Raw genomic sequence first — 23,725 nt, 5'->3', positions numbered from 1 at the left:
GTGCGGGGCGCTCACGGCGTCGCCTTGCGGGCGGTCGCGAAGCGCGGGCGGTTGTTGAGGTCGGGGTGGTCGGCCGCGTCGGCCCAGCCCCGCTCCTCGGTGAAGATCCACGGCACCTGGCCGCCCTGGGTGTCGGCGTGCTCGATGACGACGACACCACCCGGGCGCAGGAGCCGGTGTGCGGTGCGTTCGATGCCGCGGATCAGGTCGAGGCCGTCCTCCCCCGAGAACAGGGCGAGTTCGGGGTCGTAGTCCCGCGCCTCGGGAGCGACGTACTCCCATTCGGTGAGGGGGATGTACGGCGGGTTGGAGATGACCAGGTCGACCTGGCCGTCGAGGTCCGGGAAGGCGTCCAGGGCGTTGCCCTGACGCAGGTCGACCCTGGACCCCTCCATGTTCTTCCGCGTCCACCTCAGGGCGTCCTCGGACAGCTCCACGGCGTGCACACGCGAGCGCGGGACCTCCTGGGCGAGGGCGAGGGCGATCGCGCCGGACCCGGTGCACAGGTCGACGATCAGCGGCTCGACCACGTCCATCGCGCGCACGGCGTCTATGGCCCAGCCGACCACCGACTCGGTCTCGGGACGCGGGACGAACACCCCTGGCCCGACCTGGAGTTCCAGATACCGGAAGAAGGCCCGCCCGGTGATGTGCTGCAGCGGTTCACGCTGCTCACGCCGGGCGATGACCTCCCAGTAGCGGGCGTCGAAGTCGGAGTCCTTCACGGAGTGCAGCTCGCCCCGCTTCACGCCGTGCACGAACGCGGCGAGCTCCTCCGCGTCGTTGCGCGGCGAGGGCACGCCGGCGTCGGCCAGCCGCTGGGTGGCCTGGGCCACCTCTGCGAGCAGCAGGTTCACGCAAGTCCTCCGTGTCGTCCTCGTGCGTGGGTACGTCCTTACCCGCTTACGCGGCCGCCAGCTTCGCTGCCGAGTCCGCGTCGACGCAGGCCTGGATCACCGCGTCGAGGTCGCCGTCCAGGACCTGGTCCAGGTTGTACGACTTGAAGCCGACACGGTGGTCCGAGATGCGGTTCTCCGGGAAGTTGTACGTACGGATCTTCTCGGAGCGGTCGACGGTGCGGACCTGGCTGCGGCGGGCGTCGGCGGCCTCCCGCTCCGCTTCCTCCTGCGCCGCGGCAAGCAGCCTGGAGCGCAGGATACGCATCGCCTGCTCCTTGTTCTGCAGCTGGCTCTTCTCGTTCTGGCAGGAGGCGACGACTCCGGTGGGAATGTGCGTGATGCGCACGGCGGAGTCGGTGGTGTTGACGGACTGGCCGCCGGGACCGGAGGAGCGGTACACGTCGATGCGGAGGTCGTTCGCGTTGATCTCGACGTCGACCTCCTCGGCCTCGGGCGTGACGAGGACACCGGCCGCGGAGGTGTGGATACGGCCCTGGGACTCGGTCGCCGGCACCCGCTGCACGCGGTGCACCCCGCCCTCGTACTTCATCCGGGCCCACACGCCCTGCCCCGGCTCGGTGGCGCCCTGGCCGCCCTTGGTCTTCACGGCGACGTGGACGTCCTTGTAGCCGCCCAGTTCGGACTCGGTGGCGTCGATGATCTCGGTCTTCCAGCCGACCCGCTCGGCGTACCGCAGGTACATGCGCAGCAGGTCGCCGGCGAACAGGGCGGACTCGTCGCCGCCCGCGCCCGCCTTGATCTCGAGGATGACGTCCTTGTCGTCGCTGGGGTCGCGCGGGACGAGGAGAAGGCGCAGCTTCTCGGTCAACTCCTCGCGCTGCTTCTCCAGTTCCTTGACCTCGGCGATGAAGTCCGGGTCGTCGGCGGCGAACTCGCGCGCGGTCTCGATGTCGTCGCCGGTCCGCTTCCAGGAGCGGTACGTGGCGATGATCGGGGTGAGCTCGGCGTACCGCTTGTTCAGCTTGCGCGCGTTCGCCTGGTCCGAGTGGACCGACGGGTCGGCCAGCTTCTTCTCCAGGTCGGCGTGCTCACCGACGAGTTCCTCGACGGCCTCGAACATCTCTGGGCTCCTGTTACTGCGGGTGAAAGGGAAGGCGGGCGACCAAAAACGCCGGTCCCGGTGCGCCCGGATGAGGGGGCGCGACCGTGGACCGGCGAAATGGGGCTCGCTACTTCTTGGAGCCGGCAGCCTTGCCGAAGCGGGCCTCGAAGCGGGCCACACGGCCACCGGTGTCGAGGATCTTCTGCTTGCCCGTGTAGAACGGGTGGCACTCGGAGCAGACCTCGGCACGGATGGTGCCGGAGTCGATGGTGCTGCGAGTGGTGAACGACGCGCCACAGGTGCAGCTGACCTGCGTCTCGACGTACTCGGGGTGGATGTCGCGCTTCAAGGTGTCTCCTAGTTTCGGGAGGGCGCCGGGTCGCAGCCGCGGGATGCGGAGGCGTGAACCGGAGCCGACGTACCAGTCTGCCAGGACTGGCCGCATCCCCCAAAACCGGGGGACGGTGCGATCTATTCCCAGGGGCCCGCCAGGGGCGGTACGCCTGGCTATGAGGAGGTCACGACGCCGTCGGCGTCGCCGGTGGCGGTGCCCTCGGTGGCCGACTTCGGGATCGCCTTGTCGTTCTCCAGGGCGGTCCACACCTGCTTGGCCTTGGCCTCCTTGACGATCACACGGTTCGGGTTCGCCGGGTCGTACTGGACCGGCATCGTGACCATGTGCATGTTGGAGGCGCTGATGCCCTTCAGGCCCTTGGCGAAGGACATCAGCGAGTTGATCGAGCCCAGGTCGGAGTCGGTCGTCACGGCCTTGGTGGCGGCGTTGGCGAGGTCGTACAGCTTGGTGCCGTCGCCGAACAGGTCGATGTTCTTGACCTGGTTGATCAGCGCCTTGATGAAGGCCTGCTGGAGCTGGATGCGGCCGAGGTCGGAGCCGTCGCCGACGCCGTGCCGGGTGCGGACCAGGCCGAGGGCCTGCTCGCCGGTGAGCTTGTGGGTGCCGGCGTCCAGATCGAGGTGGCTGTCGTCGTCCTTGATGTTCTTGGTCGTGGTGACCGTGACTCCGCCGAGTTCGTCGATGATCTTCTCGAAGCCGCTGAAGTCGACCTCGAGGTAGTGGTCCATGCGGATGCCGCTGATGGACTCGACGGTCTTCACCGCGCAGGCGGCGCCCCCGGTCGAGTACGCGGAGTTGAACATCACCTCGGAGGCGGCGTCGTGCGTGTCGCCCTTGGTGTCGGTGCACTCGGGCCGGTCGATGATGGTGTCGCGCGGTATGGAGACCACGCTGGCCTTCTTGTGGCCCTCGTAGACGTGCACGATCATCGCGGTGTCGGAGCGGGCGCTGCCGTCGTCGGTGCCGCCGCCGAGCTTCTTGTTGCTGCCGGAGCGGGTGTCCGAGCCGAGGACGAGGATGTTCTCGGAGCCGTTGTCGGCCTTGGTCGGCCGGTCGGTGCCGAGGGCCGAGTCGATGTCGACGCTCTTGATGTTGCCGTTGAGCTTGAAGTAGAGGTAGCCGGCTCCGCTGCCGCCCAGGACGACGATGCCCGCGGCCGTCCAGGCCATGACGAGCAGGCCCTTGCGGCGCCTGCCCGGGGGCTTGCGGCGGCTGCCCTTGGCGCGGTGGCGGCCTTTGGTACCGGGCTCACCCGGTATGCCGGACTCCGGCGTGCTCTCGGCGGACATGTGCTCCTCGAATCTCGTCCGGTCGGTTACCCCCTGTTTTCAGGGTCAGGCGTGGTCACGAGAGGACGTGTGCCGCGCCACTGTTGCTCCGCCTGGTCAGACGGCGAAACCCGGGAAAGGGTTGCACAACGGACTGTGACCACCCTGTGTATCGGGTGGCCACAGCGCGTAACGGGCTATTCGGGGCGAACCCCTTCACCAGCGGTTCAGCCGAAGATGTCGTACTGCTTGAAATCGGTCCCCACCGAGACCCTTGTGGCAAAGATCTCGCTGGTGGCCTTGCCGGTGCCCTTGTAGAGGTAGAGCGTGCCGCCCGGCGTACGGGCCAGGAAGTCGGCCTTGCCGTCGCCGCTGACGTCGCCGACCGCGTCGAAGGCGTTGTACGTCGTGCTGCTCCAGGTGCGCACCTTGACCCGCGCGGAGAAGGCCGCGCTGCCGGACTTGCCGGTGCCCTTGTACAGGTAGACGTAGCCGTTGCTCTTGCCGCGGGCGATCAGGTCGGTCTTGCCGTCGCCGGTGAAGTCGCCGTGGCCGCGCAGGGAGTCGTACTGGTTCCAGCCGGAGCCGAACCTCACGCGGGCCGCGAAGGTGCCGTTGCCCTTGCCGGGGTAGATCCACAGGACGCCCGCGGAGTCGACCGAGAGCATGTCGGGCAGGTAGTCGCCGGTGACGTCGCCCGGGGTGAGGACGCGGGTGCGGGTCTTCCAGTTGTCGAAGATCTGCTGGGGGTCGGCCCAGCTCTCGGTGGCCGGGACGTAGCGCCACCAGTAGACGTCACCGGTCGTGCTCTCGCGGTACACGAAGTCCTGGTAGCCGTCCCGGTTGAGGTCGGTCTGCAGGACGACGTTGACGCCGCTCCAGTTGCCCCAGGACTGGCGGGCGCCGAACGCGCTGCCCGTGGAGTCCTTCTCGTAGCCGGTCTTGGTGGAGGCGTTGCGCACCCACAGGTCGGCCTTGTGGTCGAAGCTCAGGTTGGTGTCGTCGACGCGCGGATAGGCGGCGCCGACGTACGTGCTGACCTTGGTGAAGACGCTGTACGCGCCCTTGGTCACGCAGTTCGGCACGCCCCACGAGACGACGCCCACGATCCGGTTGTTCACGACCAGCGGGCCGCCGGAGTCGCCGTTGCAGGCGGAGGTGGTGCCGGTGTCGCTGCCGGTGGCGGGAGGGCCCGCGCAGACCATGGCGCCCTTGACGAAGTCGGCGCCGTAGTAGCCGGCGCAGGTGGCGTCGGACTTGATCGGCAGCGTCGCCGTCTTCAGCGTCTCGGAGACGGCCTTGGTGGTGGAGCTGGTACGGCCCCACCCGTAGACCTTGGCACTGGTGCCGGTGGCGTACGAGGCGGTGTCACCGGACGTCGTCATGCGGATCGGCGTCGCCTTGACCGGACTGGCCAGGGTGAGCACCGCGATGTCGTGGCTGAGGATCCGCGCGCTGTAGTCCGGGTGGTTCCACTGCCGCAGGACCCCGCTGACGGTGCCGCCGTGCACGTCGCCCGAAGTGGGCAGTTGGGACGTCCCGGTCACGACGGCGCCGCCCGCGTGCCAGTCGTAGCCCTTCACGCAGTGCGCGGCGGTGAGGATCTTCGTCGGCGCGATGACGGCCCCGCCGCAGAAGAAGCCGGTGTCGTCGCCCTCGTCGGCGGTGCCCTGGTCGTCGGTGTACCAGAGCTGCGCCATCCACGGGGCGGTGGTGATGGTGGTCGTCGTACCGCCGATGATCTTCGGGTCGACGGTGGTCGTGCTGGTGCTGGTGCTGGTGTCGGCGCTCAGCGAGGTCTTGGCCGTCGTACCGCCCGGGGTGTCGTCACCCGCCATGGCGTCGGCGATCCGCTGCTCCAGCTCGGCGAGCGAGGGCTGCGCGGCCGCGGCCCTGACCGGCGGCTTCGGCGCGACGACGGTGGCGGCGCCGGCGGACGACGTCAACAGCGCGGCGGCCACGGCGGCGGCCGCGCCGGCCGCGACGACGGGCAGGGCTATCCGTATGCGACGTCTGTGCCGACCGCCGCCCCCGGACATGGGTGTACCCACGTAGGTCCCCCCTCGGGATCATGAGTTCGCGGCCGGGAAGCCGACCGAAGAGCGTGATCGTATCCCGGGCGTACGCAGCACAAAGGGCCACCCCAGGCACGGGGGTGGCCCTTTGTGGAAGGTGACGTCAGTCGCCGTTGCCCGGCGTCGGGGTCGTCTTCTGGATCTGCAGCAGGAACTCGGCGTTCGACTTCGTCTGCCTCATCTTGTCGAGAAGCAGCTCGATCGCCTGCTGCTGGTCGAGCGCGTGCAGCACCCGGCGCAGCTTCCACACGATGGCCAGCTCGTCACTGCCGAGCAGGAGCTCTTCCTTACGGGTGCCGGACGCGTCGACGTCCACCGCCGGGAAGACACGCTTGTCGGCGAGCTTGCGGTCGAGCTTGAGCTCGGCGTTGCCGGTGCCCTTGAACTCCTCGAAGATGACCTCGTCCATGCGGGACCCGGTGTCCACCAGGGCGGTGGCGAGGATGGTCAGCGAGCCGCCGTCCTCGATGTTGCGGGCCGCACCGAAGAAGCGCTTCGGCGGGTACAGGGCGGTCGAGTCGACACCACCGGACAGGATGCGGCCGGAGGCCGGGGCGGCGAGGTTGTACGCACGGCCCAGACGCGTGATCGAGTCGAGCAGCACGACGACGTCGTGGCCCAGCTCCACCAGGCGCTTGGCGCGCTCGATCGCCAGCTCGGCGACCGTGGTGTGGTCCTCGGCCGGACGGTCGAAGGTCGAGGAGATGACCTCGCCCTTGACCGACCGCTGCATGTCGGTGACCTCTTCCGGACGCTCGTCGACCAGGACGACCATCAGGTGGCACTCGGGGTTGTTGTGCGTGATCGCGTTGGCGATCGCCTGCATGATCATGGTCTTGCCGGTCTTCGGCGGGGCCACGATCAGACCGCGCTGGCCCTTACCGATCGGCGCGACGAGGTCGATGATGCGGGTGGTGAGGATGCCGGGGTCCGTCTCCAGACGGAGGCGGTCCTGCGGGTACAGCGGCGTCAGCTTGTTGAACTCCGGCCGCCCGCGCCCGGATTCGGGCGCCATGCCGTTCTGGGAGTCCAGGCGGACCAGCGCGTTGAACTTCTCGCGGCGCTCGCCCTCCTTCGGCTGGCGCACGGCACCGGTGACGTGGTCACCCTTGCGCAGGCCGTTCTTGCGGACCTGGGCGAGCGAGACGTACACGTCGTTGGGGCCCGGCAGGTAGCCCGACGTACGGATGAAGGCGTAGTTGTCGAGGATGTCGAGAATGCCCGCGACGGGGATCAGGACGTCGTCGTCGGCCAGCTGCGGCTCGGGGCCGCTCATCTCGTCACGGCCGCGACGGCCACGGCGGTCGCGGTAGCGGCCGCGACGGCCACGGCGTCCGCCGTCGAAGTCGTCGTCGTCCTGCGGGCCGTTGTCGCGCTGGCGGTCCTGGCGGTCCTGACGACCACCGCCGCCCTGCTGCTGACGGTCCTGGCGGTCGGTCCGGTCCTGGCGGTCCTGGCGCTGCGGCTGGCCGCCGCCCTGACCGCCCTGACCGCTCTGGCCGCCCTGCTGCTCGTCGCCCTTGCGGCGGTCGCCGCGGTCACGGTCGCGGCCGCGCTCACGGCGGTCGCGACGACGGCCCTCGCCGCCGTCGGCGTCGCCCTGCGCCTGCGGGGCGGGTGTCTCGGCCTTCGGCTCGCTCTTCGCCTCGGCGGTGACCGTCTCGGGGCTGCCCGCCTCGGCGGTGGCGCGGCGACGGCGGCGCTCGGTGGGAGCGTCGTCTCCCCCACGCTCGGCTTCTCCCGCGCGTTCGGCCGTGCCCGCATGGGAGGGGCCGCCGGCCGGCTGGCCGGGGATCTCGATCTGCTGCGGGGCCACGGCCTTCTCGGCGGGGGCCTCGGACTTCGCGGCCGCCTTCTTCGCGGCGGCGGGAGCGGCCTCGTCGCCCGTACGGGCCTTGGAGGTGGCACGGCGCTTGGGCTTGGTCTCGGCGGCGGCGTCCCCGGCGGGACTCGCCGTCTTGGGAGCGGCACCCCCGCCCCCGGCCTGCGCTTCCTTGATGACCTCGATCAACTGGCTCTTGCGCATGCGCGCAGTGCCCCTGATGCCGAGGCCCGAGGCGACCTGCTGCAGCTCGGCCAGCACCATGCCGTCGAGGCCGGTACCGCGGCGCCGCCGGGAGCCGGCACCGGTGGCAGGCGCGGAGGCGTCCGTGGCGGGCGCGGCAGCGGTCTCCTCGACACGTGCGCCCATCAGATCGGTGGTGTCGCTCACGAAGGGTCCTTCCCTGGAGCGGACGTCGGCCTGTCTGGCTCGGCGACCGGTTGTGCTGTCCGGCTTCGGTCCTTGCTGTGTGGACCGTGCCGGGGCGGTGGTCCGCCTAAGCGGCGGAGGAATGTGGTGACGGCGCTTCCGAAAGCCGTGGCACTGAGTGTCCGTGTCACGTGACTTGGTCGCACCGGTTCCGGAGCGTGCCCGGCAAGTCGCTCAGTGCCCGCGTACGAGGTACTGCCCGCGTACGTCGTACGAAACACAGTGCGGCTTGGGAGGCTCCCGGAAGAGTGTCTGTCCCGGACGGGGACGTGAAGCACCTCGCCATGGTGGGGTCGGGTGCAGACTTGAGATTAACACTACCGGATCCAACAAACATTCCCCCTCTCGAAAACCGGCAAGCGCCGGATTTCAGATGTCACTGGCGGGCGCGAGCGGCAGCACGCTCGCCCCGTGGGCATCGAACTTCAGCCGGTTCGCGGCCCAGCCCCCACCCGCCAGATGAGCGACCTTGTCGGCGCTCTCGCCGTCGACCAGCGCGAGCACCGTGGGCCCCGCGCCGGAGATGACTGCCGGGACCCCGTCGGCCCGCAGTCGCTCCACCAGCGCCGCGCTCTCCGGCATGGCCGGAGCCCGGTACTCCTGGTGGAGACGGTCCTCGGTGGCCGGCAGCAACAGCTCGGGGCGCCTGGTCAGGGCCTCGACGAGCAGGGCGGCACGGCCTGCGTTGGTGGCGGCGTCGACGTGCGGCACGGTGCGCGGGAGCAGTCCGCGCGCGGCCTCCGTCAGGACCGGCTTACCGGGCACGAAAACCACCGGAACGATGGAATCGGCGGGCTCCATCCTGATCGCCCGGGCGGCACCGGCCTCCATCCAGGAGAGCGTGAAACCGCCGAGCAGACAGGCCGCCACGTTGTCGGGGTGACCCTCGATCTCGGTCGCGAGCTCCAGCAGGGCGGTGTCGTCCAGCCTGGCCTCGCCGCCTATGGTCACGGCGCGCGCGGCGACGATGCCGGCGCAGATGGCAGCCGAGGACGAGCCGAGGCCCCGGCCGTGCGGAATGCGGTTCGCGCAGACGATCTCCAGGCCGCGCGGCTGTCCGCCGAGCAGGTCGAAGGCGGTGCGCAGGGACCGTACAAGAAGGTGGTTCTCGTCACGCGGGAGCGTCTCGCTGCCCTCACCCGCGATGTCGATGTGCAGTCCGGAGTCGGCCACCCGGACGACCACGTCGTCGTAGAGCCCGAGCGACAGGCCGAGGGCGTCGAAGCCCGGGCCGAGGTTGGCGCTGGTGGCGGGGACGCGCACTCGGACGGCGGCGGCGCGGAAGGCTGGACCGGCCATCTCTCGATGACTCTCCTTGAGCTGCGGGACTGTCGAAGACATGCGATACGTACGTGAGGTTCCCTGGGGTGTGAGGACCCCGGGGACCGCTTCCGGGCCGCGGAGGCGGCGCGGCACCCGGCCATATGCGGAGGCATATGCGGCGGGCGGGTTCGGTACAGCCTATCGAAGGAAGGTTCCGTGGCGACATAGGGCGCACAGGAGGCGCACGATGCGTGTCGTAAGCCCCCTGTGCCCCTTCTCTGGGGATTACCCGTTCCCAGAGGTCGTCGCTCACCCTCAGACGAGGCCGAGGCGCTCGGCCGCCGTGGCCGCGTCGACCGGGACGGTGACCGGCTGCGGGGCACCCGCGACGGCCCAGTCGGGGTCCTTGAGGCCGTTTCCGGTGACGGTGCACACGATCTGCTGCCCCGGGTCGACCTTGCCCTGCTCGGCGGCCTTCAGCAGACCGGCCACCGAAGCGGCGGAGGCGGGCTCGACGAACACACCCTCCTGAGCGGCCAACAGCCGGTAGGCGCGCAGGATTTCACGGTCCGTCACCTCGTCGATGAAGCCGCCGGACTCGTCCCGCGCCGCCAGGGCGTACTGCCAGGACGCGGGGTTGCCGATCCGGATGGCGGTGGCGATGGTCGACGGGTCCTTGACGATCTCGCCACGCACGATCGGGGCACTGCCGGACGCCTGGAAACCCCACATGCGGGGGGTCCTGGTGGCGATGCCGTCGGCGGCGTACTCCTTGTAGCCCTTCCAGTACGCCGTGATGTTGCCCGCGTTGCCTACCGGCAGGACGTGGATGTCGGGTGCGTCCCCGAGCATGTCCACGATCTCGAACGCGGCCGTCTTCTGGCCCTCGATACGCACCGGGTTGACCGAATTGACCAGCGATACGGGGTAGTTGTCGCTCAGGGCGCGAGCGAGGGTGAGGCAGTCGTCGAAGTTGCCGTCGACCTGGAGGATCTTGGCGCCGTGCACGAGCGCCTGCCCCATCTTGCCGAGCGCGATCTTGCCCCGCGGGACGAGGACGGCGCAGACCATCCCGGCGCGCACGGCGTACGCGGCGGCGCTCGCGGACGTGTTGCCGGTGGAGGCGCAGATGACCGCCTTCGCGCCCTCCTCCTTGGCCCGCGTGATGGCCATGGTCATGCCGCGGTCCTTGAAGGACCCGGTGGGGTTGGCGCCCTCCACCTTGAGGTGGACCTCGCAGCCGGTGCGCTCCGAGAGCACCTGCGCGGGCACGAGGGGCGTGCCGCCCTCGCGGAGCGTCACGACCGGAGTGGTGCCGGACACCGGCAGCCGGTCCCGGTACTCCTCGATGATTCCGCGCCACTGGTGGGTCATTGCTGGTTACTCTCCTTCAACCCGCATGATGCTGGCGACACCACGCACGGTGTCGAGCTTGCGCAACGCCTCGACGGTGCCGCCCAGGGCGGCGTCGGACGCTCGGTGCGTGACGACGACGAGAGAGGCCTCGCCGTCCTTCCCCTGCTGGCGAACCGTATCGATCGACACGCCGTGCTCGGCGAACACGGTGGCAACCTGGGCGAGAACACCCGGTTTGTCCGCCACGTCCAGGCTGATGTGGTAGCGCGTGACGACCGCGCCCATGCCCGACACGGGCAGCGCGGCGTACAAGGACTCGCCGGGGCCGGTGGCGCCGTTGAGCCGGTTGCGGCAGACGGCCACGAGGTCGCCGAGCACGGCGGAGGCGGTGGGGGCGCCGCCGGCGCCGGGGCCGTAGAACATCAGCTGCCCGGAGGCGTCGGACTCGACGAACACGGCGTTGTACGCGCCGCGCACGGAGGCGAGCGGGTGGGTCAGCGGGATCATCGCGGGATGCACACGCGCGGTGACGGACCCGCCGTCCTCCGCCCGCTCGCAGATGGCGAGCAGTTTGATGGTGCAGCCCATCTCCCGCGCCGAGGCGAAGTCGGCGGCGGTGACCTCGGTCATGCCCTCGCGGTAGACGTCGTCGAGACGCACGCGCGTGTGGAAGGCGATCCCGGCGAGGATGGCGGCCTTGGCGGCGGCGTCGAAGCCCTCGACGTCGGCGGTCGGGTCGGCCTCGGCGTACCCGAGGGCGGTGGCCTCGTCGAGGGCCTCCTGGTAACCCGCGCCGGTGCTGTCCATCTTGTCGAGGATGAAGTTCGTGGTCCCGTTGACGATCCCGAGCACCCGGTTGACCTTGTCCCCGGCGAGGGACTCGCGCAGCGGCCGGATCAGCGGGATGGCGCCGGCGACGGCGGCCTCGTAGTAGAGGTCCTTGTTGTTCTCCTCCGCGGCCGCGTGCAGGGCGGCGCCGTCCTGGGCGAGGAGGGCCTTGTTCGCGGAGACGACGGAGGCGCCGTGCTCGAAGGCGGTGGTGATGAGCGTGCGAGCGGGCTCGATGCCACCGATGACCTCGACGACCACGTCGATGTCACCGCGCTTGACGAGGGCGGTGGCGTCGGTGGTGACGAGGGCGGGGTCGATGCCCTCGCGAACCCTGGAGGGCCGTCGTACGGCCACACCGGCGAGCTCCACGGGCGCACCGATCCGCGCGGCGAGGTCGTCGGCGTGCGTCGTCATGATGCGCGCCACCTCTGAGCCGACCACTCCACAGCCCAGCAGCGCCACCTTCAGCGGACGCGTACGCATCATCCGACCTCGTTTCCTCATACCGTCACGGTGGATCCAGTCTCACTCACCGGACGGGAGTTTCTATCCCATGTCCGGATCGTGAGACATCGATTTCATTTGTACGGGGCCGGAAGACAGGAGATCTTCCACCCCCCCTGTTTTCCGGGGTGCTCAGCCCACATCGAGGCGCAGCAGGTCCTCCTCCGTCTCGCGGCGGACGATCACCCGGGACTCGCCGTCGTGGACCGCGACAACCGGCGGGCGCGGCACGTGGTTGTAGTTGCTGGCCATGGAGCGGCAGTAGGCACCCGTGGCCGGTACGGCGACCAGGTCACCCGGTGCCAGGTCGGCCGGCAGGAACGCGTCCTTCACCACGATGTCACCGCTCTCACAGTGCTTGCCGACGACACGGGCGAGCATCGGCTCGGCGTCGGAGGTGCGGGAGACGAGAGCGACGCTGTACTCGGCGTCGTACAGCGCGGTACGGATGTTGTCGGACATGCCGCCGTCGACGGAGACGTACGTACGCAGCCCGTCGAGCGGCTTGACGGTGCCGACTTCGTAGAGCGTGAAGCCCGTCGGGCCGACGATGGCGCGTCCCGGCTCGACGGAGATGCGGGGCGTGCGCAGCTTGGCGCCCTCACACTCACGGGTGACGATCTCGGTCAGCGCCTTGGCGATCTCGTGGGGCTCGCGGGGGTCGTCGTCGCTGGTGTAGGCGATGCCGAGGCCGCCACCGAGGTCGATCTCGGGCAGCTCGACCCCGTGCTCGTCGCGCACGTCCTTCAGCAGCGCGACGACACGGTGGGCGGCGACCTCGAACCCGGACATGTCGAAGATCTGGGAACCGATGTGGCTGTGGATCCCGATGAGTTCGAGCCCGTCGAGCCTGAGCGCACGGCGCACGGCCTCGGCGGCCTGGCCACCGGCCAGCGGAATGCCGAACTTCTGGTCCTCGTGGGCCGTGGCGATGAACTCGTGGGTGTGGGCCTCGACGCCGACGGTGACCCGGATCTGCACCCGCTGCCGCCTGCCCAGGGACTGCGCGATGTGGGCGACGCGGACGATCTCCTGGAAGGAGTCGAGGACGACACGTCCGACGCCTGCCTCGATGGCCCGGTGGATCTCTTGCGTCGACTTGTTGTTGCCGTGGTAGGCGATGCGGTCGGCGGGCATTCCGGCGGAGAGGGCGGTCGCGAGCTCGCCGCCCGAGCAGACGTCGAGGTTGAGCCCTTCCTCGTGCAGCCAGCGGACGACGGCGCGGGAGAGGAACGCCTTGCCGGCGTAGAAGACGTCGGCGTCGGTGCCGAAGGCGCTGCGCCAGGCGCGGGCGCGGGCCCGGAAGTCGGTCTCGTCGATGACGTAGGCAGGGGTGCCGTGCTCCTCGGCGAGGGCCTTCACGTCGATGCCGCCGACGGTGACGACGCCGTCCTGGTCGCGGGTGACGGTCTGCGCCCACACCTTCGGGTCGAGGGTGTTGAGGTCGGCCGGCGGGGCCGAGTAGTGGCCCTCCGGGAGGACATCGGCGTGACGGGGCCCGGCGGGGTGTGCGGAACGGCTCATGACGTGTTCAGCGCTTTCTCAGAGGTGATCGGGTGCGTCGATACCGAGCAGGGACAGGCCGCCGGCCAGCACCGTCCCGGCGGCTTCGGCAAGTGCGAGCCGGGCACGGTGGGCGGCCGAGGGTTTCTCCGCGCCACGCGGCAGGACGACGGCGAGGAAAGGAAGCACGGCATCGGCGACGGTGACGAGGTGCCGGGCGAGGCGGTCCGGGGCGCGGTGTGCTGCGGCGTGGGCCAGGACGCGAGGGTGGTCGCTCAGAGCGGTGAGGAGCGGGGGTGCGACCGGGAGGGGCGCTTTTGGTGCTGCTGGGCGGGGCGCTCCGTGGAGGGCCACTTCAGAGAGAGGGCCGGGCACGGAGGTGAAGCCCAGGTCGGCGGCGTTACGGCGCAGCGCTCGGGTGCGGGCGTGGGCGTAACGGACGCGGAAAAGGGGGTTGCTCTCACGCTGGACGAGATGGTCGTCGCTGATGCGGGGCCGGTCGTGGGCGGTGGGGTGCAACAGGGCCCAACGGGCGGCGTCCCGGCCGAGCAGAACGGGGTCGGCGGCCGCGGGGACGGGGCGGACGTCGACGTCGAGGGGCGCGGGTGTGCCGGGCGTGCCGGGCGTGCCGTGCGCGTTGACCCGCACGCCGAGGATGTCCACCCACGCCGGCTCGGGACGGGCGTCGCCGCTGGTCCGCACGAGCGCCCCCTGGGAGCGCAGCAGCCGGGCGACGACATCCATGACCACGACGGCACGGACCTCGTGTGGGGCGTGCAGTTGGACGACCTGTCCAGTGGGCCCGTCGGCGTACCCGTACCTCTGCCCGCGCCGGATGATCTCCTCGACGAGAGCGACGGACGACGTGCTCCGCAGGCTGATGTTGAGAAACCCGGGCCCGGTGACGACGACGTCGGCGACCTGATCCGTATCGAGGTCGAGGCCGTGGTCGGGGCCGTGGTCGATACGGCCGAGGTCGACGTCGAGCAGATACGACCGGATGATCTCGGCGACGCGCCGCGGCGGCTGCCCAGCCGGCCGGGCGAGCTGAAGAGCGATGTTGGTGGCGTAGTCACCACAACCACCGGGCCCGGGAGCGGTGACCACGGCACGCTCCGGCACGGTGACACGCAGCTCCCCCTCGTCGACAGCACGACGCACCGCGCACAGCACGGTACGGGAGAGTTCGACGGGGGTCACGGGACAAGCGTAGGGGAGGAGGGGGGTGGGTAGGCGAGTCGGTTTACGCGGAGGTCCGGGATGTGGACGGGGTGGGGGCGCGAGGGGTGTCGCGGGGGCGCGCGGATGCAGGGGCGCGCGAAGGGTGAGCGCTGCAGGGGAGGCGGGGTCACCTGGGGCGCGCGGGTGCCCGAAGGGGGGCGTTGCCGGCTAGGTGGAAGGCTCAGCCGCCGCTTCGGCCGGCCCGCTCGGCCTCCCCGCCGCCGAGGACACTCTCGACGGCCATCCCGTCCACTCCCCCGGACTGCCCGCTCTGCTTCCGCTCGATCAACTGCCGTACGATCCGCACGAGTTCGGCAGGCTCGAAAGGCTTGGCGAGGAACGCGTCAATGCCGACGTCCAGCCCGGCCTCGACCTCGTACTGCGTACAGGCGCTGACGATGGCGAGGGGGAGGTCGCTGGTGCGCGGGTCGTCCCGCAGCCGGGCGGCGGTCCGGAGCCCGTCCAACCGGGGCATGACGACATCAAGGGTGACCACATCGGGGCGCACCTGATGAACCACATCCAGACACTCGGCACCATCGGCCGCGGTCACGACCTCGAGGCCCTCCAGCTCGAGATTGACCCTGATCAGCTGCCGGATGACCTTGTTGTCGTCCACAACAAGCACCCGGCCCGACGCGCCTGGCACAACTCGAGAGTAGGTCCGGACCGGCCACCGCGTCCGGGTTTTCCCCACTTCTGCCCCGTGCGGGCGACCCTTCCCTCCGCGCCCCCGACCGGACCACCCCGAAAGCCCGCGCCCCACCTCCCCTGACCCCGCAAAACCGTTCATGAACACCCCGACGGAGCTGGTAGGGTTCTACCCGTCGCCGCGAACACCGCAGCCGACACGCCCCCGTAGCTCAGGGGATAGAGCAACGGCCTCCGGAGCCGTGTGCGCAGGTTCGAATCCTGCCGGGGGCACTTCGCCTCAACCAGCACGATGATGCGGTTGACCAGCGCAGATGCCACGCATGAAGAGCGGGAACCAGTCTCACTGGGTCCCGCTCTTTGTCGTTGGTTCGTGCTGATCGCGATAGACCTGCGATAGACCCGCAGCGGCTCCGGCCGGACGGGCTCACGTACCCGCATCGCACGGACAGTGCAGCGACCATCAGGCCCGCCCTGGCGCCACGTCGCAGGTATCTCCCTTGCCCGGCTCCGAACCCGGCCCATACGCTGCTTTTCTTACATGCTGCTCGGGGTGGGATATGAGCTTTGGCCTGGACGCCAAGAAGGCGGCCGAGATCTGCACAACAGAGATGTTCGGCGACTGGTACCGCGACCCATGGGCATGGCCAGAGCTCAACTGGATCACAAATCGCCCTGGCGATTTTCCATGGAACGAGATTGTCCACAAGGACAACTCTCTGCGGACACGCAGGGAGCCATGGTTCGAACCCATCGTGGTCCCCAAAAGCCGCTTGGGAGTGCGACCAGCTGTGGTCATGTCGTTGGACTGCAAAATTGCCTACGCGGCAGCAGTGAACCAGGTTGCCGGAAAAATGCACGCCAACCTTCCGGACTGGGTTCACGGATGGAGACTTCGAGGCGGATCAGACTTGGTCAAGAACGGCGACGAGTGGTCTAACTACATGTCGTTCTTTGACGTGCCCGAGGAAAGCGAAACGTTTGCCCTCCAGACCGACATAACTTCCTTCTTCGCGTCAATCAATGTGGAGCGAATGTCGGGCATCGTTTACGACGTCGCCGGAAAGACTGCTGGTGCACAACTAATTGAACACATCCTGCTACAGCACAACCAGATGCAATCCAGGAGCGGACTCCCCCAGCGGAGCTGGGCATCTGCCATCCTCGCCAACCGTTACATGACGGCACTGGATGACTCCGTAGCTAAGCGTCTCGACCGCGGCGTTTTGACGGGAGCGGTGCGCTGGATGGATGATATATACGTCACCGGCGACGAGGCACAACTGTATCGATTCTTTCTGGAATTCCAGGGTAGGGTCCGCGAGATGGGATTGGAGGCCAATGCCTCAAAGAGCAATCTTGGACCTCTGAAGGACATCAAGCAGGACGTCTTGCTGGAGGACCTGAAGGAAGTACCGGTACCCGTAAAACGTCGCCTAGTCGTCAGTCAGTTCGGTTCAGACGTACGCGCAGCGGAAGTCGACGAAATCGACCTGAGCGCGCTCAAAAGCATCGAGTCGGCCGCCCTGACGAACCCGCACCTGCTGCCAAGCACATCATTGAAGGCAGTTCTCAGAACCCTTCGAACGCACAAGCATTTTGACAGTTTTGAGGGATGGCTGGCTGCCGCAAATAGACTTCCGCACGTCGCGGATGCTCTTGGCCGGTACTTCCGAGACGCGATTAAGGATGATCGCGATCTCCTGGAGAAGTACTGCGCTTGGCTTGGAGACTTCTGCACATCACCTTGGTCCACGATCCCTTGGGCCTCTGCACAGTTTGCACTCGCCGTCCCAGGTGTCAAAAATCAGGACTTCCTGTACATGATGCAGGACTGGTTGAACGAGAGTGGCGACATCCATCAGATATCCGTGGCTGCTCAGCGGCTTTCGCGTCTCGACCCAGTAGCCGCTAAGGACATCATACGCAGCCGAATCGATTCAGAAGCACGACCTGCCTTCCAGCGAATCTACGCGATCGCATTGCTGTCCGCTAAGGATGACAAAGCGTTGGTAACTCGGCTAGTCAAGCGCGACCCACGAAATGTCCTCACAGCGCATTATCTAGACGCCGTGAAGTACGCCACCCCCAAGGTTGCGGAAGACTATGACTGGGCATCGTCGGCTCAGTAGTTGCCGATAGTGGTGGGCCGCTTTGCTCAGACAGCCCACCACTTCTACGCGACTACTCCCAGTTCAGCTCTGCCTCGATCTTCTTGTTCATGGCTTCCTCCTGGCCGTAGATGCACCCCTCGTAGACACGGTGGATCACCTCGGGCGAGTTGCCGACTCGACGGGCGACCTCGGCCACGGGCACGCCGGCGTTCAGCCACGTCGTGATGCAGGTGTGCCGCAGGTCGTACGGCCGCCCACCGAGGATGGACGCCTGAAGGTCCGGTGAGAGCGCGTACTCCCGCGCGTCCCGCCACACGCGCCAATAGGTACTGCTCCCCACGAGACCGCCCCGCTCGTTCGTGAACAGCCGCCCGTCCTTGGCCGTGCCGAACTCCTTCAGATGGGCGCGGAGCATGGCCACGAGCGGCGGGGGTATCGGGACTGGCCGGTCTTCCTTGGCCTCCCTCGACTTCAGGCCTCGCTTGTCGTGGCGCTCTCCGCTGTCTGTCCACTGCTTGCCAGAAACAGGGTGTGTGTCGTGAAGCGTCAGAACGCCCCACCCCTTCTCCGGGAGGAAGCAATCAGCCTTCCTGAGGCCCACAGCCTCACTCGGGCGGAGCCCCGCAAAGTACATGACCGCGTAGAAGCCCACCAAGCGCCGACCCTTCTTGCGGTCCCATGTCCCGACGTACGAGACCGAGGCGAGGAGTTGAGCAGCCTGCGTCTTGTTCACAAGAACGCGGGGGTCCACACGGTCCGATGAAGCACTCTTCACCTTCTTGATAGCGGCGAGCGGATTCTCCGTCAGAAGCTTGCGCTCGATGGCGTACTCAACAGCGGTGTTGAGCGCGCGCCGACGGCGACGGGAGGTCTCCCCCGCCGCGGGGGTACCGTCCAGCTTGAAGGAAATCCGGTACTGAACATCGCGAAGAATCTTCGGATCTTCCAGTGATGAGACGAGAAGCGACTTCTTTGATATCCACCGGTAGGCGTCCTCAAGTTCCGCCGGCGGGTCGAGTTCGGCGTTCTTGGGAATGACCGCCCACCGGAAGGCGAGACGCAACTCTTCCGGCGACGGCATTTTCTGTTCCTGCTCCACCAACGCCAGCGTCACCGCGGCGAGCCCGTCGGCGATTCCCTCACGGGTCTTGGCCGCGGCCGTCGACCAACGCATCGCCATGTACTCGCGACAGAACGCGAACCAGGGCAGTTCCTCACGGGCTTGCTCCGCACTGACCTCGGCCCGTACCTCGGACTCGGGCAGACCGTCCGTGATACGGAACGCCTCGCCACGGCGCATTGCCTGCCACAGTTCAGATCTGCGACTCTCTGCGAGTGCCACCGTGGCGAAGGTGGCACTACTGACCTTTCCTCCCACTTTCCAACGGAGTTGGTAGGGCCGTGTCCTGCTCTGCGCCTTGGACACTTTCCACAGGCGGACATCGAGTGAAAACCCGTCCGGGGCCGAGCGGTTGTCCCGCTCGGCCCCACTGTCACTGCCCTTTGTCACGCGCTCTCCTCCAGCGTCTGGAGCCACCGACTCAGTTCGGACCGGCGGATTCGCACCGCGCCATTCGGGAGCTTGATGGACTTCGGGCCCTTCTTGTACTGCCGCCAGCGGTAGAAGGTCGCTCGCGGTACACCTATCTCTTCGATCACTTCGGGGATGGTGAGCATCTCGTCGCGGGGCTTGGCCACGACTCCTCCTTGGGCGAGAGAGCAAGGGAAGGGGGTGGGACCAGCCGAGAGCCGCCACAGAAACCACGAAAACCACAGAAACCCTGGATTGGCGGGCTGACCTGCGACGATGCTGCGTCGTGGGGTCTACCACAGAAATCTCGGGAAGCTCCACAGAAATAGGTGGCCGGACCGGCGCGGCCGGTGGCGGACTATTTCTGTGGCATCTCGGTTGGTTTCTGTGACAGAACCCCGCGAGCCCCCGACAGGGGTGTCCGTGCTGGTCAGGCGCTTGCCGGGGTATTTCTGTGATTCTGTGGTTTCTGTGGCGGGGGTCAGGCGGTCGAGTCGGTCAGGCGGGGGTGGATGAGGTAGCGGGGGGAGGGTGGCCGGCCGCGTCCTCCGCTGCGCTGGGCAGCTTGGGCGCGCACGTAGCCGTGGTCTTCCAGCAGGGCCAGCACCGGATCGAGATCGTTGGCGGTGCGGAACTCGGAGCGGGAGAGCTTGACCATCAGGTCCCGCTTGCTGACCTCACGCCACCCGTGGGCATGGAGCACTTCCAGCACGGTGCGGGCGCGCTCGACGATGCGGTCAGCGCCCATCGAGTCGAACGCGGCGAGGCTGTGGCTGATGAAGTACTCCGCCAGCGCGATCGCGTCGCGCATGGTCGCTTCCGCCACGGGCACCGTGTGCCCCTTGGTGAGGTGTTCAGCGAGGTGGAGCAGGGCGGCCATGCGGGCGGTGGCGCCGACCAGCTTGCCGCCCCAGTCGCCGATCTGGCCCATGATGCCGCCGCGAGCTTCCAGCATCGGTTCCACCCGTGCCTGAAAGGCTTTGAGGGCGGCGACGGCCTCGGGGGTGAGCTGGATGAGGGCCGGATCGGTCCACTCGGCGAGGAACAGCGTCAGGTCGAGGACGTGGCGCCGGTAGGTCTCCATCACCTGCTCGGGGATGGGGTCCGGCTCGATCTTGCGGCGGCCGACCAGCGATTCGGGAACCGAGTAGAGGAACCTGCCGAGCAGGCCTCGGCCCTTGAACCCGTCCTGGCGTCCGATGTCGTCCAAGACCTGCGGTTGGACGCACAAGCCCATGGTGAGGGCGGGGTGTTCTATGTATTCCTCTCGGGTCTGTCGGTCGACCTTGAGGCGGTCGCCGGCGTGGCCTTTGAGGAAGACGCCCATGTTGGGCTTGCCGGAGTAGCGTCCGGCGATGATGTCGAAGATGTCGCCCTCAGCGGACATGACGGAGATCCGGCCGCCCTGCTCGGCCATGCGGGAGGTGACGGTCTCGGCGGTGGTGTCGTCGGCGAGCAACTGGGGTTTGGCCGGCACGGTGACGCTGTCCGCGGTCTGCGCCAGCGCGATCGCTGTGGCGACCAGCTGATCCTGTTCGTCCGCGCTCGCGGATGCCGCTTTGGCGGTGGCTTTGTCGGCCGCTTCCTTGGCGAGGCGTGCGGTCATTTCGGCTTCCACGATGGCCGGTTGGGTCAGTGTCCGGAGCTGCTGCTCTGCCTCGTACAGCGGGTCGGTGAGCAGGCCGAACACGGCGGACTTCCGGTTGGCGGGCGGCAGCGAGACAACGACGTAGAGGTTGGTGGGCTCGCGCCAATGTCCGCGCACCTGCACCACTGCCCTGCCGCCCGCCGCGGTGGCGAGCACGGACAGGGCGATGCATCCGGCGAGGTCGACGGGGGTCTGTGTCTCCTCGGCGACCGCGGCCACGAACTCCCGCAGCCACCCAGGAAGGGAGGCGGTGGGGAAGGGGGCGAGCTTGCGGCGTCCGGCGAGGGGAACGGGGTCCTCCCACACGGGTGCGGGCGGCTCGTCGAGGGTGGGCAGTCCGGCCCACAGGTCGGTACTGTCCACAGGCTGTGTGGTCATGAGGCTGCCCTCCCTTCGGTGGGGTCGCCGGAGTGCGGGTCAGGTCCAAGTGCAGTGCGGACGCCTTCGGCGACGTTCCTTCGGCCGCCTACGGTGGACCGCAGTGCGGCCTGTGTGGCGTTCTGAGGCTGTTTCAGGGGATTGAAGGGCTTATAGGTCATGCGGCGCCCCTCTTGGCCGCGCAGAGGCCGTTGGCGACCGCGCGGCGGGCATAGGGCTCGGGGACACCGACCGAGACGGCCGCGGCCACGATCTCTGCCCCGACCACGTCCAGTCCGCACGGCCCGGGGCACGCGGAGTGCTGTGCGGCGAGGAACCGAGCCACGCCGAACGCCTGTGATCCGGCTCCGGATTCGACGCGGGAGCGCACGAGGGTGAGGCCCCGTTCCAGGCCGGTGCGGACGTAGCCGTCGGTGTGGCGGCATCCGGTGGCCACCGTCCGGTCCCAGGTGGCGCGCTCTGGGAGGGAAGAGACCACCTCCCCGCGGGCGGGGGTGGTCTCTTCCTTCACCACGAGGGCGCGGACGGCCGACGGCAACTCGGCCATGCGGCCAGCGCCCGGACCGAGCCAACGGGCATAGGACATCATGGACTTGATGTCGACGCCCGCCCGAACCGCGTTGTGCGACCCCATAACGCCCCGGTAGATCCAGTGCTCACCGCGCGTCGTCGCCACGGTTCGGGTGGCGGGCAGGGTCTCGCGGGCCCAGGCGACGGCCGCTGCGTTGTCGAGGTCGACCACGGTCAGCCTCGCTCCTCCGGGGTGGTAGCCGACGCACACGGCCCGCTCCCATGCCGCCACCCACAGCGGGGAGACGACGACGTTCCGGTCGGTGGTGGCAGCGGCCCAGGCGTGGCAGGGGGCGGGGCAGCGGCAGGTACCCGCGCGCTTCATGTTCGGCCGCCCGCCGCACGCGTTCTTGGCGCACGCACGGCAATTGCCGAACGGGACCTTGCCGTCCCGCAGCGGCAGCACCGGCACACCGGCCGCCGCGAGGTACAGCGCGTTGCACAGATGACTACGGTCTTGGCGGTCCGCGCCGTGGGGGCGCGGGGTCTTGCGGTCAGGTGTCATGCTGGAGGTCTCCTGTTCTGTCGAAGGGACGGAGAACCGGGGCGGTCGCGGTCTTTGGCGAGAGGCGACCGCCCCAGCCGTAGCTAGGCGGCGTCGTGGCGGGTGAAGGTGTCGTACTGATCGCCGGTGATGAGTCCGCTCTCGCGCCATTCAGCGAGCAAGTCGGTCTGTCCACCGGGGTCGACGCACTTGGAGCACAGCCGTCCGGCCGCCTTGCGGGTGCGCTCGCCGGGTGGACGCTGGCCCCATTTACAGGCGGGGAAGCCTGCGGCTTCGGCTTCGTTCTCCAGCTCCCGCAGCGGCTTGGCCGCGTGGGGGTAGAAGAACTCGATCTCGTCCAGCTCTCCGGGCTTGGCGAACGCCCCGCACAGGCACTCCCCGGACATGTGCAGGTGAACGGTCACTTCGTTCAGCGGCAGCGCGCCGGGGCTGCACAGGCGGTGCGGGGCGTGTTCGTGGGGGAGGTCGCAGCGGTGTCGGGCCCGGTACTCGCGCATGTGGGCATCGGTCCAATGCACGATGGGTGAAACCCAGATCAGCGAGCCTTCCCGATCGACCTCTTCAGCGTTGCGAAACCGCCGATCAGTCTCCGCCCACCGCATACCCCCGAGATAGACGACGTTGCGGGTACGCCACTGGGTACCGACGATCTGCGCACGCAGCCGCTGCAACGGCTCATCCTTCAACCGCCGGTACATCACACTGTGCCCGGCCGGGCCAGGGAACCCCTTCCAGACCTGGCGACCGATGTTCTTACCCCGGGTCGATAAGACCCGCCCCATGACGAGATCGGCGTAGCTGTTCTTCGGGTGCAGCTCATGCAGCGGCAACCCCCAAGCGGCGACCACATCCCGTACGTGGTGAGTCGTCTCCGGGATGCCGGTTCCGGTGTTGACGTGCGCGACTGCGTTGACTCGGTCGCGGAAGAGGTGATTGACGACCACGGAGTCATTGCCGCCGGAGAACAGCCCGATGGTGGCGACCACCGGATGGGCGGCAAGGACCTTGTCCACGATGGCGTGAGTCTTCGCGATCGCCTCGTCCAACGTCAGGGCTTCCGGCTCGGCTTCGGCTTTCGGCGGCGTGCCATCGATGCGGTCGGCCATGCCCGGGAACATGTCCACCGGCTGACGCTTCTTCTTGCTGCGTGACGTCACAGCTGTCAGCACTCCTGTTCGGTCGAAGGGACGGAGAACCGGGGCGGTCGCGGTCTTTGGCGAGAGGCGACCGCCCCAGCCACAGCTACTGCTCGGCGGTGAGCGAGTGCGCGTACTGCTGGCGGACGTAGGTGCGCGGTTCGTAGAACGGGCCCGGCTGGTCCATGTCCAGTAGGAACACGGCCGCCGCGTCGGCGGCCGCGGTGGCGTCGCCGTATGGGATATCGGGCTCGTCCAGGAGCGCGATGCGGTCCAGCAGGGCTGCCTTGCGCAGGTAGAAGTCACGCCCCAGCTCGGTGAAGCACTCGGTGGCGGCGAGGGTGCGTGCCGCCCAGCCGATCTCGCTGTTGATGCTGGGGGCGTTGGCGTACGCCTGCTCGGCGGTGAGCGAGGACTTGGCTGGCTCGGCGACGGTGGGCTTGGACTCGGCGCGGGCGTAGAGGCGGTTCCGCTTGCGGTCGCGGGTGGGGTAGACGCTCACGGTGCCGACCGTGAAGGTGCGGTCCAGCGCGGCGACGATCGGTTCGGTTTCGGCGGGGTCGCAGATGACACGGATCTCGAACACGGATCTCCCATCGGGGT

The 23,725-nt window shown here is 68.4% G+C and carries 19 protein-coding genes and 1 tRNA gene; 2 read left to right on the top strand and 18 right to left on the bottom strand.

Annotation, left to right across the window (positions count from 1 at the left end):
* Positions 1–11: 11 nt before the first annotated feature.
* The 12 genes from prmC to ACWBNA_RS04070 all read right to left on the bottom strand — a co-directional run bounded on the left by prmC (position 12) and on the right by ACWBNA_RS04070 (position 15,238).
* On the bottom strand, positions 12–857 hold the full coding sequence (gene prmC / locus ACWBNA_RS04125) for a peptide chain release factor N(5)-glutamine methyltransferase (RefSeq protein ID WP_217239356.1): 846 nt from the start codon (positions 855–857) through the stop codon (positions 12–14).
* A gap of 46 nt (positions 858–903) precedes the next feature.
* Entirely contained in the window at positions 904–1,980 is a 1,077-nt protein-coding gene (prfA, locus tag ACWBNA_RS04120) for a peptide chain release factor 1 (RefSeq protein ID WP_482702352.1), read from the bottom strand.
* Positions 1,981–2,089: 109 nt separating this feature from the next.
* On the bottom strand, positions 2,090–2,311 hold the full coding sequence (gene rpmE, locus ACWBNA_RS04115; protein WP_030042685.1) for a 50S ribosomal protein L31: 222 nt from the start codon (positions 2,309–2,311) through the stop codon (positions 2,090–2,092).
* Between the two features lie 158 nt (positions 2,312–2,469).
* A complete protein-coding gene (locus tag ACWBNA_RS04110; RefSeq protein ID WP_482702350.1) occupies positions 2,470–3,606 on the bottom strand; it encodes an LCP family protein in 1,137 nt (378 codons plus the stop codon).
* A gap of 206 nt (positions 3,607–3,812) precedes the next feature.
* Positions 3,813–5,624, bottom strand: coding sequence for a trypsin-like serine protease (locus ACWBNA_RS04105; RefSeq protein WP_482702446.1), 1,812 nt, complete (start codon positions 5,622–5,624; stop codon positions 3,813–3,815).
* A 139-nt stretch (positions 5,625–5,763) separates the two neighbouring features.
* The gene (gene rho, locus ACWBNA_RS04100; RefSeq protein WP_482702348.1) at positions 5,764–7,872 is read right to left on the bottom strand and encodes a transcription termination factor Rho; all 2,109 of its coding nucleotides are present in this window, start codon (positions 7,870–7,872) and stop codon (positions 5,764–5,766) included.
* Positions 7,873–8,280: 408 nt separating this feature from the next.
* Positions 8,281–9,210 carry a homoserine kinase gene (gene thrB, locus ACWBNA_RS04095; RefSeq protein ID WP_482702346.1) on the bottom strand — a complete coding sequence of 310 codons (930 nt, stop codon included), beginning with the start codon at positions 9,208–9,210 and terminating at the stop codon, positions 8,281–8,283.
* 279 nt (positions 9,211–9,489) lie between these two features.
* Positions 9,490–10,548: a threonine synthase gene (gene thrC / locus ACWBNA_RS04090; protein WP_482702345.1), complete on the bottom strand. Its 1,059-nt coding sequence runs from the start codon at positions 10,546–10,548 to the stop codon at positions 9,490–9,492.
* Positions 10,549–10,554: 6 nt separating this feature from the next.
* Positions 10,555–11,847, bottom strand: coding sequence for a homoserine dehydrogenase (locus ACWBNA_RS04085; protein ID WP_482702343.1), 1,293 nt, complete (start codon positions 11,845–11,847; stop codon positions 10,555–10,557).
* A gap of 150 nt (positions 11,848–11,997) precedes the next feature.
* The gene (gene lysA, locus ACWBNA_RS04080) at positions 11,998–13,389 is read right to left on the bottom strand and encodes a diaminopimelate decarboxylase (protein ID WP_482702341.1); all 1,392 of its coding nucleotides are present in this window, start codon (positions 13,387–13,389) and stop codon (positions 11,998–12,000) included.
* An 18-nt stretch (positions 13,390–13,407) separates the two neighbouring features.
* Positions 13,408–14,568, bottom strand: a complete 1,161-nt coding sequence (gene nrtL, locus ACWBNA_RS04075) for an ArgS-related anticodon-binding protein NrtL (RefSeq protein WP_482702339.1) — start codon at positions 14,566–14,568, stop codon at positions 13,408–13,410.
* Between the two features lie 202 nt (positions 14,569–14,770).
* The gene (locus tag ACWBNA_RS04070; protein ID WP_482702337.1) at positions 14,771–15,238 is read right to left on the bottom strand and encodes a response regulator; all 468 of its coding nucleotides are present in this window, start codon (positions 15,236–15,238) and stop codon (positions 14,771–14,773) included.
* A gap of 203 nt (positions 15,239–15,441) precedes the next feature.
* Between ACWBNA_RS04070 and ACWBNA_RS04065 the strand changes: the two genes are divergently transcribed.
* Both ACWBNA_RS04065 and ACWBNA_RS04060 read left to right on the top strand, forming a co-directional pair.
* Positions 15,442–15,513, top strand: a tRNA-Arg gene (locus ACWBNA_RS04065).
* 287 nt (positions 15,514–15,800) lie between these two features.
* Positions 15,801–17,372, top strand: a complete 1,572-nt coding sequence (locus ACWBNA_RS04060; protein WP_482702335.1) for an RNA-directed DNA polymerase — start codon at positions 15,801–15,803, stop codon at positions 17,370–17,372.
* Between the two features lie 52 nt (positions 17,373–17,424).
* On the opposite strand, the gene ACWBNA_RS04055 is transcribed toward ACWBNA_RS04060, so the two are convergent.
* The 6 genes from ACWBNA_RS04055 to ACWBNA_RS04030 form a co-directional block, all read right to left on the bottom strand.
* Positions 17,425–18,864 carry a tyrosine-type recombinase/integrase gene (locus ACWBNA_RS04055; RefSeq protein WP_482702333.1) on the bottom strand — a complete coding sequence of 480 codons (1,440 nt, stop codon included), beginning with the start codon at positions 18,862–18,864 and terminating at the stop codon, positions 17,425–17,427.
* A complete protein-coding gene (locus tag ACWBNA_RS04050; protein WP_101400676.1) occupies positions 18,861–19,052 on the bottom strand; it encodes a helix-turn-helix transcriptional regulator in 192 nt (63 codons plus the stop codon). The genes ACWBNA_RS04055 and ACWBNA_RS04050 overlap by 4 nt, the downstream gene beginning before the upstream one ends.
* Before the next feature lie 314 nt (positions 19,053–19,366).
* Positions 19,367–20,911 carry a YfjI family protein gene (locus ACWBNA_RS04045; RefSeq protein ID WP_482702331.1) on the bottom strand — a complete coding sequence of 515 codons (1,545 nt, stop codon included), beginning with the start codon at positions 20,909–20,911 and terminating at the stop codon, positions 19,367–19,369.
* Positions 20,912–21,068: 157 nt separating this feature from the next.
* On the bottom strand, positions 21,069–21,986 hold the full coding sequence (locus tag ACWBNA_RS04040; RefSeq protein ID WP_482702329.1) for a bifunctional DNA primase/polymerase: 918 nt from the start codon (positions 21,984–21,986) through the stop codon (positions 21,069–21,071).
* An 83-nt stretch (positions 21,987–22,069) separates the two neighbouring features.
* On the bottom strand, positions 22,070–23,143 hold the full coding sequence (locus ACWBNA_RS04035) for a phosphoadenosine phosphosulfate reductase domain-containing protein (RefSeq protein WP_482702327.1): 1,074 nt from the start codon (positions 23,141–23,143) through the stop codon (positions 22,070–22,072).
* An 85-nt stretch (positions 23,144–23,228) separates the two neighbouring features.
* Positions 23,229–23,708 carry a hypothetical protein gene (locus tag ACWBNA_RS04030; protein WP_482702325.1) on the bottom strand — a complete coding sequence of 160 codons (480 nt, stop codon included), beginning with the start codon at positions 23,706–23,708 and terminating at the stop codon, positions 23,229–23,231.
* Between the last annotated feature and the right edge of the window lie 17 nt (positions 23,709–23,725).

The organism is Streptomyces sp. Q2 (assembly GCF_056820935.1).
This window is presented reverse-complemented; position numbering and strand designations above follow the sequence as displayed.

Coding starts and splice junctions, on each gene's coding strand:
- prfA (WP_482702352.1), bottom strand. CDS start 1,980: ATGTTCGAGGCCGTCGAGGAACTCGTCGGTGAGCACGCCGACCTGGAG.
- ACWBNA_RS04110 (WP_482702350.1), bottom strand. CDS start 3,606: ATGTCCGCCGAGAGCACGCCGGAGTCCGGCATACCGGGTGAGCCCGGT.
- ACWBNA_RS04105 (WP_482702446.1), bottom strand. CDS start 5,624: ATGTCCGGGGGCGGCGGTCGGCACAGACGTCGCATACGGATAGCCCTG.
- thrB (WP_482702346.1), bottom strand. CDS start 9,210: ATGGCCGGTCCAGCCTTCCGCGCCGCCGCCGTCCGAGTGCGCGTCCCC.
- thrC (WP_482702345.1), bottom strand. CDS start 10,548: ATGACCCACCAGTGGCGCGGAATCATCGAGGAGTACCGGGACCGGCTG.
- ACWBNA_RS04085 (WP_482702343.1), bottom strand. CDS start 11,847: ATGATGCGTACGCGTCCGCTGAAGGTGGCGCTGCTGGGCTGTGGAGTG.
- lysA (WP_482702341.1), bottom strand. CDS start 13,389: ATGAGCCGTTCCGCACACCCCGCCGGGCCCCGTCACGCCGATGTCCTC.
- ACWBNA_RS04060 (WP_482702335.1), top strand. CDS start 15,801: ATGAGCTTTGGCCTGGACGCCAAGAAGGCGGCCGAGATCTGCACAACA.
- ACWBNA_RS04045 (WP_482702331.1), bottom strand. CDS start 20,911: ATGACCACACAGCCTGTGGACAGTACCGACCTGTGGGCCGGACTGCCC.
- ACWBNA_RS04040 (WP_482702329.1), bottom strand. CDS start 21,986: ATGACACCTGACCGCAAGACCCCGCGCCCCCACGGCGCGGACCGCCAA.